The following is a 13,002-nucleotide window of genomic DNA, read 5'->3' on the forward strand; positions in this document are numbered from 1 at the left end:
TGGCGGATCGGCCACAGCGCTGGTTTTTCCGCGCCTTGCCCACGGCCCGAGCCTTCTCGCGGGCCGCGGCACCATTGGCGCCACATTCCCGTGCAGGAACAGTCCCACGACACATCGCAAGGCCCGTTTACGGATTCGGGGCGCGTACGGCGCCGGAATCCGATGCGGGCGGGCGCTGCGGAAGCGGGGGCGACACCCGCCGCGGCAAGCGGGAGAAGGACCGAGCCCCAATGACTGCGCTGCCTGCCAATTCCTCCAAGTCCACCTCGTCCCAGTTCGCCGTCGCGTTCGCGGCCCTCGTGCTCCTGTCCGGCCCGGCCTTGGCGCAGGGCGCCTTCGGCCAGATGCCGGCCCCCTCGATGGAGGCGAACGCCGAGCCGGCGCCCGCCGCCCCGCCGATGAGCATGCCGATGCCGACCACCACGGCGCCCGCCCCGGCGGTGCCCCAGGGCGGCACCGATTGCGGCGCGATCCAGAAGACGCTGATCGAGCGCAAGAACCTCGTCGGCAAGGCCAACGCCGCCTCGAACTCCAAGCAGAAGATGACGCCGCAGGCGGCCTGCGCCCTGTTCGGCCAGCTTCAGGCCAACGGCACCGCCGGCATCAAGTGGATCACCGCCAACAAGGAATGGTGCTCGATCCCGGATTCCTTCGCCGAAGGCTTCCAGGCCGACCACAAGCGGGTCGGCGACATCCGCACCAAGGTCTGCACCATGGCGGCCCAGGCCACGAAGATGGAGGCCCAGGCCCGCGCCCAGGCGCAGAACGGCGGCGGTGGCGGCCTGCTCGGCGGCCCCGGCCTGAGCGGAAGCTTCAAGATGCCCCAAGGGGCGCTGTAAGCGCCCTCCGAACCCGCCGCGTTGCGTTCCCACCCCGAGCCCGCCGGCCGCGTCGCCGACGCGGTCGCCGGCCACTGGGTCGATCGGCTCGCGCCGCCGCGCGCCCGGCCCTATCTCCGCCTCGCCCGGATCGAGCGGCCGGTCGGCTGGTGGCTCCTGCTGCTGCCGTGCTGGTGGTCGGCCGCGCTCGCCGGCATCGCAGCGGGCGACCCGCCCGACCCGCTCCACCTCGTCCTGTTCCTGATCGGGGCGGTGGCGATGCGCGGCGCCGGCTCGACCTACAACGACATCGCCGACCGCGATCTCGACGCCCAGGTCGAGCGCACCCGCTCGCGCCCGCTGCCCTCGGGGCAGGTGAGCACGAAGGCCGCGGCCGCCTTCCTCGTGGCGCAGGCGCTGGTGGGTTTTTGCGTGCTGCTGCAGTTCAACGGCACGGCGATCCTCGTCGGGATGCTCTCGCTTGCCCCCGTGGCGATCTACCCCTTCATGAAGCGGGTGATGCCGCTGCCCCAGGGCGTGCTCGGCCTCGCCTTCGCCTGGGGCGCGCTGATGGGCTGGGTCGCGGTGTTCGGCCGGATCGATCCCCCGGCCCTGTGGCTCTACGCCGCCACCGTCGCCTGGATCGTCGGCTACGACACGATCTACGCGGTGCAGGACATCGAGGACGACGAGATCGCCGGCATCAAGTCCTCGGCCCGCCTGTTCGGGGCCCGGCTGAAGCCCCTGGTCGGCCTCTGCTACGGGCTGGCCGCCGCCCTGATGGTGCCGGCGCTGCTCGCCGCCGGAGCCGGCCCCCTCGGCTGGCTCGGCCTCGCGCTGTTTTCCGCCCATCTCGGCCAGCAGGTGCTGCGCCTCTCCCCCCGCGACGGGCGGCTGGCTCTCACCCTGTTCCGCTCGAACCGCGACGCCGGGCTGATTCTGTTCGCGGGGCTCGCCGCGGATGCGCTGTGGCGGGCACTCGGTTGACGTGAGGCGGGACCGGTGCGGTGTCAGTCGCCGCCCAGAATCTCGGGTGCGTCCGCTGGGAAGGGCGGGGCGTGGCGCAGGTCGTCGGTGAAGCCGGGCGGCAGTGCGGCGAGTTGCGCGCGTGCTTGAGCAAGAAGCTCCGCCGCACCGGCCGCTCCGATGCCTATTCCGGCCATTCGTATGCCGCGTGCGCGGACCCGTTTGGCGCGACGCGCGGCGATCGACTTGACCAGCCGCAATGCCTGCTTGCGGATTATGGAGGAACGCGCCGATCCCGAGGCATCGAGACTTTCCGCCTCGGACGACACACGCGCGGCCTCGAAACCCCTTCTACAGTGTGCGTGTATGACCCCAGCGGCCGTCCGGCGCCCGCGCAGATCTGGTGGGCCACCCGGCTGACCTCGGGCAGGATCGAGGAGAGACGATTTCATCGGCGTCACGGCTTTCGACGGCAAAGATAGACGGCATCGGCGACCGCGACCAGATCCGTCCAGCCGCGGTGCCGATATCCCTCGCGCAACGGCTCGATCGGATTCTTGAGACGGGTCTCCGGGATGTCGAAAGCGATGGCCTGGGTGCGCAGCACAGCCAGCGCGAGATCGATGACTTGGCCCTTGAGCGGGTGGATGTGGGGGCTACCCTCCAGCCAGCCGATCTCGAGCCAGTCGGGTTTGGCTTGGCCGTAAGCGATGCCGCACAGCGTATCCTCGTGCCAGATCGCGAGATCGAGGTCGGCCCCGGACTTGCCTTTGACGATGCGCTGCCAATCCCAATCCACGAGACGTGGCGGGCGCTTCCAGCCGCGAGCGGTGCGCAACGCTTCGTGACTGATCCCGTCGAGGCGCAGGCCGGGCGTGCGCCAGTCGAGGGCGACGCGTTCGCGCACGGCCCGGCGCACCGCCTCGTATTCCGCGTAAGTCCGTCGCACGCCGTCCGTGTCCGCCCTCGTTGCAAATCTGTCTCACGACAACCCGACCCCGCTCAAGCCGCAATGGTCTCAAGCCCGCTGCGCGCCATATCCGGCACATGAGCGACACCGATCCGCACGCCACCGCCGACGAGGCGATTTCTGAAGGCGCCCGCGCCCGGGCGCAGGGCCGTCCCCGCGACGCCTGCCCCTACGGGCAGGACACGCCCGAGCGCATGGCCTGGCTCGAAGGCTACGACGGCGCACCGATGGACCGGGCGCCCGATCTGCCGATCGGCAACGGATAGGACAAGTGACGAGCGGTTGCGGTCCGGCTCGGCCTGCGACCATGATGCCGCGATGGACGACACCTTCGCCGAGACCTTCGCCCCTCTGATCGGCTTGCCCTGCTGGGGTGTGGAGCATGGACAAGGCAGCATGCTCTCCTTCGAGTTCGGAGAGCCCCGCCTCATGATCCGTGAGCCCTTCGTCTCGGCGTCGCCCTCGGCCGAGATGCGGGCGTCCGCGGCACGGCGCCGTGTCAGGCCGGTCGGGGAATGGCATCTTTTCGTGTTCTGTTGCCGCTGGCGCGCCAGCGCTTCCGGCACGCTCTCAGCCGAGGACGAAAGCGCCCAAGACCGGATCGGGGTCGCCGTGCGGGATTTCGACGGACAGCGGTTGACGCGGTTCGCACTCGATGCGGCCGAGCGCCGGGCGACCTTCGGGTTCGACCTCGGCGCCGTTCTCGAAACATGGCCGTACGCGGACGACGACGGCGAGCAATGGTCGCTGTATCGGCCCGACGGGCGCGTTCTGACCTATCGTGCGGATGGCGCGGTCAGCCACGATCCCGGCGACACGCATCCCGATCGGATCGTGTGGCGTGCGGCGGAGGGAAGTGTCCGGGTTCCGTAAAGCCCTCCTCACCCCCGCGAAAACATCTCGCTCTCGCCGCGGTGGATGCAGGGGCGGGCCGGCAGGCGGGTGGCCTTGCGGCGGGTGAGGAAGCGGGGGCGGCGGCCGCTGAGCGAGCCGTTGCGGCGGCGCTGGCGGCTGCGGCCGAGCGCGAGGCGGCCGATCTGCCGCGAGACGGGCACGAGGCTGCCGTCCTCGCGCAGGAGCATCCGGGTCAGGCCGCCCTTGGCGGCGAGGTCGCGCCACTGCGCCACCACGTCCTCCTCGGTGAAGCCGGCGAGCCGCATCAGCACCTCGCCCTCGGCATCGACGAGGAGCAGCGCGAAGCGGTCCTCGCCGGTGGCTTCGGCGGCCTCGTCGTCGAAGGCGAGCGCCGCGCCGACCGGGACGACGCCCGTGCGGGCGCCGAGGATCGGCAGCGGCGTCGGCGCGACCGAGAGGATCGCATCGTCTTCGTCGGTGGCCGGGCAGTCCAGAGCGGTGATCTTGAAAGTCATCATCGGTTCGACGCCTTGTCCCTGGTCGCGGTCTCTGGCGGACGCGCTGTCATGACAAGCATATGGCCCGACATCACCCCCAAGGCGCCTTAAGAGCGAGCGTTAAGCGATGGTGGACGGCCCCGAAGTCTCCGGAATGCTCAACGGACCGTTTTCGCGATGGGTGAAAGACGGGTGTATCGGGGCGAGGCGCCCCGCCGGGGCACGGCAGGGCTGCGACGGCGCGTCCTTGTGAGGGGGACCGCTTCGCCCTTAGAACGGAAGCGTGCTCCGCCGGCCTTCCGCGGAGCACATCATTGCAAGCGAGCCCATGACCGACACGACATCCCCGTCCGGATCGTCCGGGGCGCCGTCCGTCGCGGCGCTGGCCCCGCTCCTGCGGGAGGCGGTGCGCGAGGCCGCGACCCTGGCGCTGCCGTTCTTCGAGCCCGGCGGGCAGACGCGCGCGCGGGTCTGGTCGAAATCGGGCGGATCGCCGGTGACGGAAGCGGACGTGGCCGTCGACACCTTCCTCAAGGTCCGCCTGTCGGAGGTCGAACCGGCGGCGGCGTGGCTGTCGGAGGAGACGATCGACGACCCCGTGCGGCTCGGCGCGGATCGCGTCTGGATCGTCGATCCGATCGACGGCACCCGCGCCTTCCTGTCGGGCCATCCCGACTGGTCGATCGCGGTCGCCCTGCTGGAGGCGGGCGAGCCGGTGCTCGGCGTGGTGTTCGCCCCCGCCACGGGGCGCTTCTACGAGGCGATCGCCGGAGAGGGCGCAACGCTCGACGGGGCGCCGATCCGCGTCTCGGACCGGGCGGCCCTGGAGGGCGCGCGCATCACCGGCCCCAAGCCGATGCAGGACCGCCTGCTCGGTGGCGCCGCACGGCTCGGGGACGCCCCCACGGTGACGCGGGTCGAGCGGGTGCCCTCGCTGGCGCTCAGGCTCGCGCGGGTGGCCGAGGGCATGATCGACCTCGGCCTCGTCTCGAAGGATTCGCGGGATTGGGACTTGGCCGCCGCCGACCTGATCCTGCGCGAGGCGGGCGGCGTGGTGTGCGACCTCGACGGCCGCCCGACGGTCTACAACCGGCCGGAGCCGCGCCACGGCGAACTCGTCGCCGTACCGCGGGCCTTGTGTGAGCTCACGCTCGCGGCGCTCGCTCGGGGCAATGGATAGTCTGGCCGGTCAGGGCGCCCCCGAACGTAGGCAGGGGCGGGCGTCCGCCGGATGCGCGAGGACCGACCGTCGGTCAGGTCCCGCGCAGGGCGAAGCTCACGCCGCCTCGCTCAGCCGCACGGCGCGCGGCGAGAGGCCGAGGCGCTCGGCGAGGTGCCAGCGCAGCTCGCGCGGCGAATGGTACTCGTAGGAGGAATCGATCAGGTGGCTGAGATCGGCCGAGGCGTGGGCGGCGGTCTCGATCAGATGGTCCACCCGGAAGGTCGCCGCGTCGGTGACGGGCGAGCGGGTGCCCGAATGGCGTCGGAATTCGAACTGCATTTTCTTGTCTGTTCTTTCTCTCACCGGATGTCCGCGACTCTCCTGAGCCGGCCGGTGTCGTTTCTGGTTGTCGTTGATGTGCGTGTCGTCAGGCGGCACCCGCACAGCAAAGTTGGCGGGGGCCGCGTCGTCGGTCGGGGACGATTCATCGTCCCCGGTGCGGTTCTCAGACCGCCTGAAGGTTGCCGGCGGCGTCCTTGCCGCTGCGCTTGTCCGTCAGGACCTCGTAGGAAACCTTCTGGCCCTCGACGAGATTGCGCAGGCCGGCCCGCTCGACGGCGGAAATGTGGACGAACACGTCCTTGCCGCCGTTATCCGGCTGTATGAAGCCGTAACCCTTGGTCTCGTTGAACCACTTGACAGTACCAGTATCCACGAAAACTTCCTTCGTTCTGTCTCGCCCACGCGCAAGGTCATGCGCGCCGCGAGCGCGTCGTTTCATCCGTCGATGTACGGATTGACGGGATGCGAGCCGTGGAAAGCGTGCGGCATGGCTGCCGCCGCTCCCGTCATGTCCCTATTTAGGCGCTCGATGCGGCCTTAACAAGGCGGATCGACCCCGCACCGGCCGCCGGGACGCCGCAGGCGGGACCCCGCCCTGCCCTGAACGGGCGCCTCCAGGCACTCTCCCACCCTGTGACAAAGCCCGGTGCGGGTGCATATAAGGGAGAGGGTCCAGGCGTTTATGCCAGGGCATCCCCAGCGGCATTCCCCATCGCAGTCGGGCGGTTCATGGCGGGCATCTCGGTTTCCCTCGAAGGCGCGAACATCCAGCTCTCGTTCCAGAAGGACGAGCAGTCGACGGCGGTGGTGATGGACGCCCGCGCCGCCCGCGCTCTCGTGCGCGCCGTGGGCCAGCTTCTCACCGCGATCGACGACGGCGACGAGGTCGATCTGCCCGAGGACGGCGACGAGGACATCGCCATGCTCGACGTGACCTCCTCGGCGATCGAGGTCGGCACCGACGAGCAGGGTCAGGCGGTGGTCGCGCTCCAGGCCGGCGCCCTGCCGCCGTTCCAGCTCCGCCTGACCGACGAGGAGGCCCGCCACGTGGCCACCAGCCTCAGCGAGATCCTGGCGGCGCCGCGGGACGTGCGCACGTCCCACGGCGGTCACTGATCGTTTCGATCAGACGCCCGGACGGCCGCGGCGCGGGCCGCGGATCCGCTCGGCGCTCGGCAGCGCGTCGGGCACCATCGTGACGTTGACCGGGTTCGGGAAGTGATCGAAGGCGGCGCCGTTATAGGCGTCCACGCCCATGCCGATGACGCCGCCGGCCAGCACGTTGCCGGCAAAGCCCGCCGCGCCGGTGCCGACGAGCTTGGTCCGCACCGGCACCGTCTTCGGCCGGTAGCCCGGCAGGGTGAAGGTGGCGTCGAACTCTTCCGAGCGCGGGATGTCGAGGGAGCAGGGCGTCGAGGGGCAGAACCGGTTCTTCGAGGTCTGCACCGCCGCGCCGGGCGGCTCGGAATTGAACGCGATCAACTCGGACGTGCCCCGCGTGATGCTGCCGCACGCAGACACCGCCGTCGCGAGGAGCGCGACGGCCACACACTGACGAAACATGAAAAGAGCCCCCCAGGTGCCGTTCGAGGCACGACCCAAGACGCCGCCTCTGCGGGCGGACGGACGCGGTTGTCCGATGGGTCTGGGAGCAACGCAAGCGTGCCGGTTCAAGAAGTCCGGAAAACGCAACTGCAAGGGTGGATGTGTCGCCCGAAAGTAACAAAGGACCGTCCCCGCCTGCGAGGCGGGAACGGCCATGGCACTCCTACATGCGGATGCCGGGATCGGTCGGTCCGCCGGGCAGATAATCGGGCTCGGAGCCCGGTCCCCTGGGTTCATCGACGCCCGGCTCGTCCACCGGGTAGGGCGTGCGCGGGCCGGTCGGGCCGATATCGGGCTGATCGTCCGGTTGGGGCGGCGCAGGCAGATCGCCGGGGATCGGTCCGCCGGGTGTCGGATCGGGGGTCGGAATGCCGGGATTGGCCATGGAGCCTCTTCCTGCTCGGGGTTTCGGGATGTGAGGGTCCAACACCCCCTACCGACACAGGTTCCGACCCCGATCATGGGGGAATGGCCGCAGGAACCGGGCCGGTGCCGAATGGTTGGCCCGCCATACCCGACCCCGACAGGAGACCAACCATGCCCGATATCGGCGAGGCAAAGATCCTCATCGTCGCCACCGACGGCTTCGAGGAGAGCGAACTGACCGTACCGCAGGCCAAGCTGCGACAGGCCGGGGCCACGGTCCATGTCGCGAGCCCGCAATCGCGCCGGTCCAAGGAGACCATCCGCGGCTGGGACAAGACCGATTGGGGGAAGGACGTGCCGGTCGATCTCGATCTGGAGAGCGTGGACCCGGCCGAGTACCACGCGCTGGTCCTGCCCGGCGGGCAGATCAACCCGGACAAGCTGCGCCTGGAACCGAAGGCCCTGGAGGTGATCCGCAGCTTCCTCACCGACGGCAAGGTCGTGGCCGCGATCTGCCACGGGCCCTGGCTCCTGGTGGAGACCGGCGCCGCGAAGGGCCGCACCCTGACCTCGTTCCCGTCGATCAGGACCGACGTGATCAACGCGGGCGGGACCTGGGTCGACAAGGACGTCGTCACCGACGGCGGCATCGTCACGAGCCGCAACCCCGACGATCTCGACGCGTTCGTGGCCAAGATCATCGAGGAGGTGCTCGAAGGCCGCCACGAACCGCGTCAACTCGCCGCCTGATCGTCTGATCGCGACCGAAACGGGAAGCCGCCGACGCCGAAGCGTCGGTGGCTTTTCCATTCTCCAATCCGCGCCCTCTTCGAAGCTTCGCTTCGCGAAGCACCTCAGGTGAGGGAATTGGGTTGGACAGGCCGATCGTAGCGATCAGCGCTTCGCGGAGGCCTTCTGCGCCTTGGCGGCGGAGGCGCCGGCCATCAGCTTGGCCAAGTGCTCCTGATCGAAGCCGTCGGCGCTCGCCGTCTGGACGGAGGCGGCGCCGAAGGTCTCGATCCTGCGCGGGGTGATCGAGCCGGTGCTCACCGGGTCGGGCAGGGCCGCCACGGGGAGGACGGGGGCCGCGGGCTCCCGCTGGAGGCGCAGGGCCCAATGGGCCGCAGTGGAGAGCACGGCGATGGCCAGGATCGCCTTGATGCCGCTCGTCAGGAAACGCCGCATGGTCGTGGGCCGTCGAACGCGAGGGGAACGCGGCCGGTTCCCCGGCCTCTCGGCATCATCGCCCAGGATCGTGAACGAACCGCTTCGGGGAGGTTCGTTCGACCGTGCCGGATCGGGTCAGCCGCCCTGCGCGGCCCTCCCGTGCGGGGCCTCGGCCCCCGTTTCCCCGCGCGTCTCCCCGCGGGTGCGCCACAGGCTGTAGGCGATGCCGCCGACGAGCAGGACCACGGTGACGGCGAGCGACACCCACGGCGGCAGATGCACGAGGTCGAGCGTGTCGGCCACGACGATCTTGGCGCCGATGAACAGCAGGATGAGGGCGAGCGCGGTCTTGAGGTAGGCGAAGCGGTCGACCATCGCGGCGAGCGCGAAGTAGAGCGCGCGAAGCCCGAGGATCGCGAAGATGTTCGAGGTGTAGACGATGAACGGGTCGGTGGTGATGGCGAAGATCGCCGGCACGCTGTCGACGGCGAAGATCACGTCCGCCACGTTGACGAGCACCAGCGCCACCGCGAGCGGGGTCAGCCAGCGCACGGTCTTGCCGGTCTCGGGATCGGGTTTGCGCACGACGAAGTCCTGGCCGTGCGGCTCGTCCGTGACGCGCACGAAGCGCTTGAGCAGGCGGAAGGAGGCGCTGTCGCGCACGTCCTTCTCCTCGTCCTCCTTCGTGACGAGCATCTTGATGCCGATGTAGAGGAGGAACACGGCGAAGATCGAGAGCACCCAGTGGGCTTGGCTCACCAGGGCGGAGCCGAGGCCGATCATCAGCCCGCGCAGCAGCACGGCGGCGAGGATGCCCCAGACCAGCACCCGGTGCTGGGAGGCCCGCGGCACGCCGAGCGATGTCAGGATCACCGCGATGACGAAGACGTTGTCCATCGACAGCGACTTCTCGATCACGAGGCCGGTGACGTATTCCTGGCCGGCTTGCGACCCGAGCATCCACCACACCCAGCCGCCGAAGACGAGACCCAGGGTGAAGTAGAACGCGGTGAGGAGAAGGCTCTCCTTCACGCCGATCTCGTGGTTCTTGTCGCGGTGGAGCAGGCCGAGATCGAAGGCGAGCAGGCCCGCCACGAGGCCGTGGAAGCCCAGCCACATCCAGACAGGTTTGCCGAGCCACTCGTAAGTGAGGAATTCCATAGCGTTGGGACCCTGATGCTTCGCCGAAGGGAGAGCATCGGCTCCGACATCACGTGACGCTTCGGTGCGTCCTCGGGCGTGGGGTCCACGGGGCCGTCGGCCGGTGGAGGGCTCCGATGAAGGGAGCCGCGCGAGGCACGCCCGCGCATCCCGCCAGAGGGGCCCGCAGCCGATACGGCGCAGGTGGAGTGGGAAGCGCGGCGATTCAAGGGGCGGCCGCGACGATCTCGGCTCGCGTCCCTTCGCGATCCGCTTGACAGGAGCGGCGCCGCGGGGCCTCCCGCAGATCATGGGCACGGATCGCAGCGGCGACTTACACGGAATTGCCGTCGTCGGCGGCGGGCCGACGGGGCTGATGGCCGCCGAGACCCTGGCCGGGGCGGGCTGCGCCGTCACGGTCTACGAGCGGATGCCCTCGGTCGGGCGCAAGCTTCTCATCGCCGGGCGCGGCGGGCTCAACCTGACCCATACCGAGCCGCTGCCGGCCTTCCTCGCCCGCTACCATCCGGCGCAGGCCGCGCTCACGGCGGCGATCGAGGCCTACCCGCCGGACGCGCTGCGGGCGTGGTGCGAGGGGCTCGGCCAGCCGACCTTCGTCGGATCGAGCGGGCGGGTGTTTCCGCGGGTCTTCAAGGCCTCGCCGCTGCTGCGGGCGTGGCTCGCGCGGCTCTCCGAGCGCGGCGTCGCGATCCGCACCCGCCATCGCCTGACAGGTCTCGGGGGGGACGGCACGCTCGCCTTCGACACGCCGGAAGGTGCCCAAGAAATCCGCCCGCGGGCGACGCTGCTGGCGCTCGGGGGTGCGAGCTGGCCCCGGCTCGGCTCGGACGGGGCGTGGGTGCCGCTCCTCGAAGGCGCCGGCCTCGCCGTGGCGCCGCTCAAACCCGCCAATGTCGGGTTCGGCGTGGCGTGGTCGGCGCACGTCGCGGAACGCTTCGCGGGTGCCCCGCTCAAGCGCATCGCGGCCCGGATCGGCGCGGCGAGCGCCCGCGGCGAGGCGGTGGTGACGGCGGGCGGGATCGAGGGCGGCGTGATCTACGCGCTGGGACGCCCGATCCGCGAGGCGGTGGAGCGAGAAGGAAGCGCCACCCTCGTCTTAGACCTGAGGCCCGATCTCGACGCGGGCGTACTCACGAAGAAACTCGGCCGCACGCGTCCCGGCGAAAGCCTGTCGACGCGCCTGCGCAAGGCGGCAGGGCTCGATGGAGTCGCCGCGGCGCTCCTGCGCGAAGCCCACGCCAACGCCCTGCCGGGCGATGCGGAGAAACTCGCCGCGGTGATCAAGGCCGCTCCCCTTCGCCTGACGGCCCCGGCCCCGATCGCCCGGGCGATCTCGACCGCGGGCGGGCTCCGTTTCGACGAACTCGACCCCCGCTTCATGCTGCGCGCCCGCCCCGGCCTGTTCGCCGCGGGCGAAATGCTCGACTGGGAGGCCCCCACCGGCGGCTACCTGCTCCAGGCCGCCTTCGCCAGCGGACGGGCGGCGGCGCTGGGGATGATCGACTGGCTCGGGTCGGGGACCGACCGCCGTCCCGGTTGATCGCCGCGTCGCCCGCCCGTGCCCTCGCCGGGCACGCGGTTGCAGGCGGCACGCATTTCGTTCGACGCCCCGCGCCGACACATCGTCCCTCGACGGGTTCAGGACGCGGGACGTGTTCCCGATCCGCGAGCGCGAAGGTCTGCGGCCGGCGGCGACGGCGCGGATCCCGAACGAGGAAGGCCCGGAGCGTCCCCGCTCCGGGCCTTCCTCGAGACCGTCTGCGCCTTACTCGGCGGCGTTCGGCGTATCGCTCGGCTCGGGAGCCGGCTCGCCCTCGGTGCCCTTGTAGCGGGTGCGGGTGCGGCGGCGCTTTGGCGCGGGAGCCTCGTCGGCGGCCGAGGCGGGCGCCGCCTCGGCGGCGGGGGGCGTCTCGCGCGGCGGGGCGGGGCGGGGCGCCGCCTCGGCCTCGTCGGAGGGCGCGGCCGGCGGCGGGTTGCGGGTGGCCGTCATCAGGAAGGCCGGGAAGGCGCTCTGGTCGGCGACCTCGGCCCGGGGCTCGGCGGCGCGGCGGCTGCGCCGCGGCGGCGCATCGGGGCGCACCGGACCGTCCGTCCGCGGCTCCTGTCGGACCGCTTCTCGGACCGCTTCCTGGCGCGGGGCCTCGGGACGAGGCGCGTCCTGGCGGACCGGATCCTGGCGCGCCGCCTCGTGGCGGGGTCCGTCCTGGCGGGGCGCATCCTGGTCGCCGCGGCCGTTCTCGAACCGATCCTGGCGGTCGGAGCGCTCCGGACGGTCCTGGCGGAACTCGCGGCGGCCCTGCTCGGGACGGCCCCCGTCCTGCTGCCCGTAATCGGGGCGATAATCCTGCCGGGCTTCCTGACGCCCAGCTTCTTGGCGCCCGACTTCTTGGCGTCCAGATTCCTGGCGCCCACGGTCGTTGCGGTCGCCGCGCTCCTGCCGGAACTCGCCGCGGTCCTGATTGCGATCTTGCCGGTCGCCGCGGAAATCCTGGCGCGGCTCGCCGCCCCGGTTGTTGAAGTCCGGACGATCCTGCCGGTTGTAATCCGGGCGGTTGCCGTCGAAGCGCTGGCCCCGGTCGTTGCCGCGGTCATTGCGGTCGTTGCGACCCTGGAAGCGCTGCTGGCCCCGATCGTTGCGGTCGTTGCCCCGATCCTGCCGGCGGGCGTCGAAGTCGTGGCGCTCGAACGGCTGCGGCGCCTGGGTCGGGTCGCCGTACTCGTCGGTGCCGTAGCCGAAGCCGGAGCGACCGCCCTCGGCGGCCTGCACGCCGTCGTCGTCGCCCTCCTCGTCCTCGTCGAAGCCGTTGCGGGCATAGCCCTGGGCGGCCTGCGGACGGCCCTGCTCCTGGGCGGCGCCGGTGATGATGCGGAAATAGTGCTCGCCGTGCTGGAAGTAGTTCTCGGCGGCGATCGGATCGCCGCTCGCCAGCGCGTCCCGGGCGAGCTGGGCGTATTTGTCGGCGATGTGCTGGGCGTTGCCGCGGATTTTGACGTCGGGACCGTTCGACTCGTAGGAACGCGTCAGCGGGTTCGGACCCTTGGGCCGGTTGTTGTTGCGGCCCCGCATCCGTCGGTTCTGGTTTGGTCTCATCG

At 70.8% G+C, this 13,002-nt stretch carries 18 protein-coding genes; 8 read left to right on the forward strand and 10 right to left on the reverse strand.

Annotated features, from left to right (window positions below):
• Positions 1 to 404: 404 nt before the first annotated feature.
• Entirely contained in the window at positions 405 to 839 is a 435-nt protein-coding gene (locus HNR00_RS04165; RefSeq protein WP_376770353.1) for a hypothetical protein, read from the forward strand.
• Between the two features lie 21 nt (positions 840 to 860).
• Complete coding sequence (gene ubiA / locus HNR00_RS04170) at positions 861 to 1,805, forward strand: 4-hydroxybenzoate octaprenyltransferase (protein WP_183565326.1); 945 nt, start codon at positions 861 to 863, stop codon at positions 1,803 to 1,805.
• A 23-nt stretch (positions 1,806 to 1,828) separates the two neighbouring features.
• On the opposite strand, the gene HNR00_RS04175 is transcribed toward ubiA, so the two are convergent.
• Entirely contained in the window at positions 1,829 to 2,113 is a 285-nt protein-coding gene (locus HNR00_RS04175; RefSeq protein ID WP_183565329.1) for a hypothetical protein, read from the reverse strand.
• Positions 2,114 to 2,241: 128 nt separating this feature from the next.
• A complete protein-coding gene (locus tag HNR00_RS04180; RefSeq protein WP_183565332.1) occupies positions 2,242 to 2,733 on the reverse strand; it encodes a hypothetical protein in 492 nt (163 codons plus the stop codon).
• Positions 2,734 to 2,831: 98 nt separating this feature from the next.
• Here HNR00_RS04180 and rmf point away from each other — a divergent pair, with 98 nt between their 5' ends.
• Positions 2,832 to 3,020, forward strand: a complete 189-nt coding sequence (gene rmf, locus HNR00_RS04185) for a ribosome modulation factor (protein ID WP_183565335.1) — start codon at positions 2,832 to 2,834, stop codon at positions 3,018 to 3,020.
• Positions 3,021 to 3,072: 52 nt separating this feature from the next.
• Positions 3,073 to 3,627: a hypothetical protein gene (locus tag HNR00_RS04190; RefSeq protein ID WP_183565338.1), complete on the forward strand. Its 555-nt coding sequence runs from the start codon at positions 3,073 to 3,075 to the stop codon at positions 3,625 to 3,627.
• Positions 3,628 to 3,635: 8 nt separating this feature from the next.
• On the opposite strand, the gene HNR00_RS04195 is transcribed toward HNR00_RS04190, so the two are convergent.
• Positions 3,636 to 4,127, reverse strand: a complete 492-nt coding sequence (locus HNR00_RS04195) for a DUF6101 family protein (RefSeq protein ID WP_183565341.1) — start codon at positions 4,125 to 4,127, stop codon at positions 3,636 to 3,638.
• 307 nt (positions 4,128 to 4,434) lie between these two features.
• Between HNR00_RS04195 and HNR00_RS04200 the strand changes: the two genes are divergently transcribed.
• Positions 4,435 to 5,286: an inositol monophosphatase family protein gene (locus tag HNR00_RS04200; protein WP_183565344.1), complete on the forward strand. Its 852-nt coding sequence runs from the start codon at positions 4,435 to 4,437 to the stop codon at positions 5,284 to 5,286.
• A gap of 96 nt (positions 5,287 to 5,382) precedes the next feature.
• On the opposite strand, the gene HNR00_RS04205 is transcribed toward HNR00_RS04200, so the two are convergent.
• A complete protein-coding gene (locus tag HNR00_RS04205) occupies positions 5,383 to 5,607 on the reverse strand; it encodes an AsnC family transcriptional regulator (protein ID WP_183565347.1) in 225 nt (74 codons plus the stop codon).
• Positions 5,608 to 5,773: 166 nt separating this feature from the next.
• Positions 5,774 to 5,983 (reverse strand): cold-shock protein, encoded by a 210-nt coding sequence (locus tag HNR00_RS04210; RefSeq protein WP_009866236.1) that lies wholly within the window; start codon positions 5,981 to 5,983, stop codon positions 5,774 to 5,776.
• A gap of 356 nt (positions 5,984 to 6,339) precedes the next feature.
• Here HNR00_RS04210 and HNR00_RS04215 point away from each other — a divergent pair, with 356 nt between their 5' ends.
• The gene (locus HNR00_RS04215; RefSeq protein WP_183565350.1) at positions 6,340 to 6,726 is read left to right on the forward strand and encodes a hypothetical protein; all 387 of its coding nucleotides are present in this window, start codon (positions 6,340 to 6,342) and stop codon (positions 6,724 to 6,726) included.
• Between the two features lie 9 nt (positions 6,727 to 6,735).
• Here HNR00_RS04215 and HNR00_RS04220 read toward each other — a convergent pair whose 3' ends face one another.
• Positions 6,736 to 7,173 (reverse strand): translation initiation factor 2, encoded by a 438-nt coding sequence (locus tag HNR00_RS04220; protein WP_183565353.1) that lies wholly within the window; start codon positions 7,171 to 7,173, stop codon positions 6,736 to 6,738.
• Between the two features lie 205 nt (positions 7,174 to 7,378).
• Entirely contained in the window at positions 7,379 to 7,600 is a 222-nt protein-coding gene (locus HNR00_RS04225) for a hypothetical protein (RefSeq protein WP_183565355.1), read from the reverse strand.
• A gap of 152 nt (positions 7,601 to 7,752) precedes the next feature.
• On the opposite strand from HNR00_RS04225, the gene HNR00_RS04230 reads away from it, so the two are divergent.
• Positions 7,753 to 8,331 carry a type 1 glutamine amidotransferase domain-containing protein gene (locus HNR00_RS04230; RefSeq protein ID WP_183565358.1) on the forward strand — a complete coding sequence of 193 codons (579 nt, stop codon included), beginning with the start codon at positions 7,753 to 7,755 and terminating at the stop codon, positions 8,329 to 8,331.
• A gap of 144 nt (positions 8,332 to 8,475) precedes the next feature.
• On the opposite strand, the gene HNR00_RS04235 is transcribed toward HNR00_RS04230, so the two are convergent.
• Positions 8,476 to 8,766, reverse strand: coding sequence for a hypothetical protein (locus tag HNR00_RS04235; RefSeq protein ID WP_183565361.1), 291 nt, complete (start codon positions 8,764 to 8,766; stop codon positions 8,476 to 8,478).
• A gap of 117 nt (positions 8,767 to 8,883) precedes the next feature.
• Entirely contained in the window at positions 8,884 to 9,909 is a 1,026-nt protein-coding gene (locus HNR00_RS04240; RefSeq protein WP_183565364.1) for a TerC family protein, read from the reverse strand.
• 289 nt (positions 9,910 to 10,198) lie between these two features.
• Between HNR00_RS04240 and HNR00_RS04245 the strand changes: the two genes are divergently transcribed.
• Positions 10,199 to 11,449 carry a TIGR03862 family flavoprotein gene (locus HNR00_RS04245; RefSeq protein ID WP_183565368.1) on the forward strand — a complete coding sequence of 417 codons (1,251 nt, stop codon included), beginning with the start codon at positions 10,199 to 10,201 and terminating at the stop codon, positions 11,447 to 11,449.
• 225 nt (positions 11,450 to 11,674) lie between these two features.
• Here the strand turns inward: HNR00_RS04245 and HNR00_RS04250 are convergent, their stop codons facing one another.
• Complete coding sequence (locus tag HNR00_RS04250) at positions 11,675 to 12,976, reverse strand: DUF4167 domain-containing protein (RefSeq protein ID WP_183565371.1); 1,302 nt, start codon at positions 12,974 to 12,976, stop codon at positions 11,675 to 11,677.
• Positions 12,977 to 13,002: the final 26 nt, after the last annotated feature.

This window comes from Methylorubrum rhodinum, from assembly GCF_014199935.1.
Lineage (GTDB): Bacteria > Pseudomonadota > Alphaproteobacteria > Rhizobiales > Beijerinckiaceae > Methylobacterium > Methylobacterium rhodinum.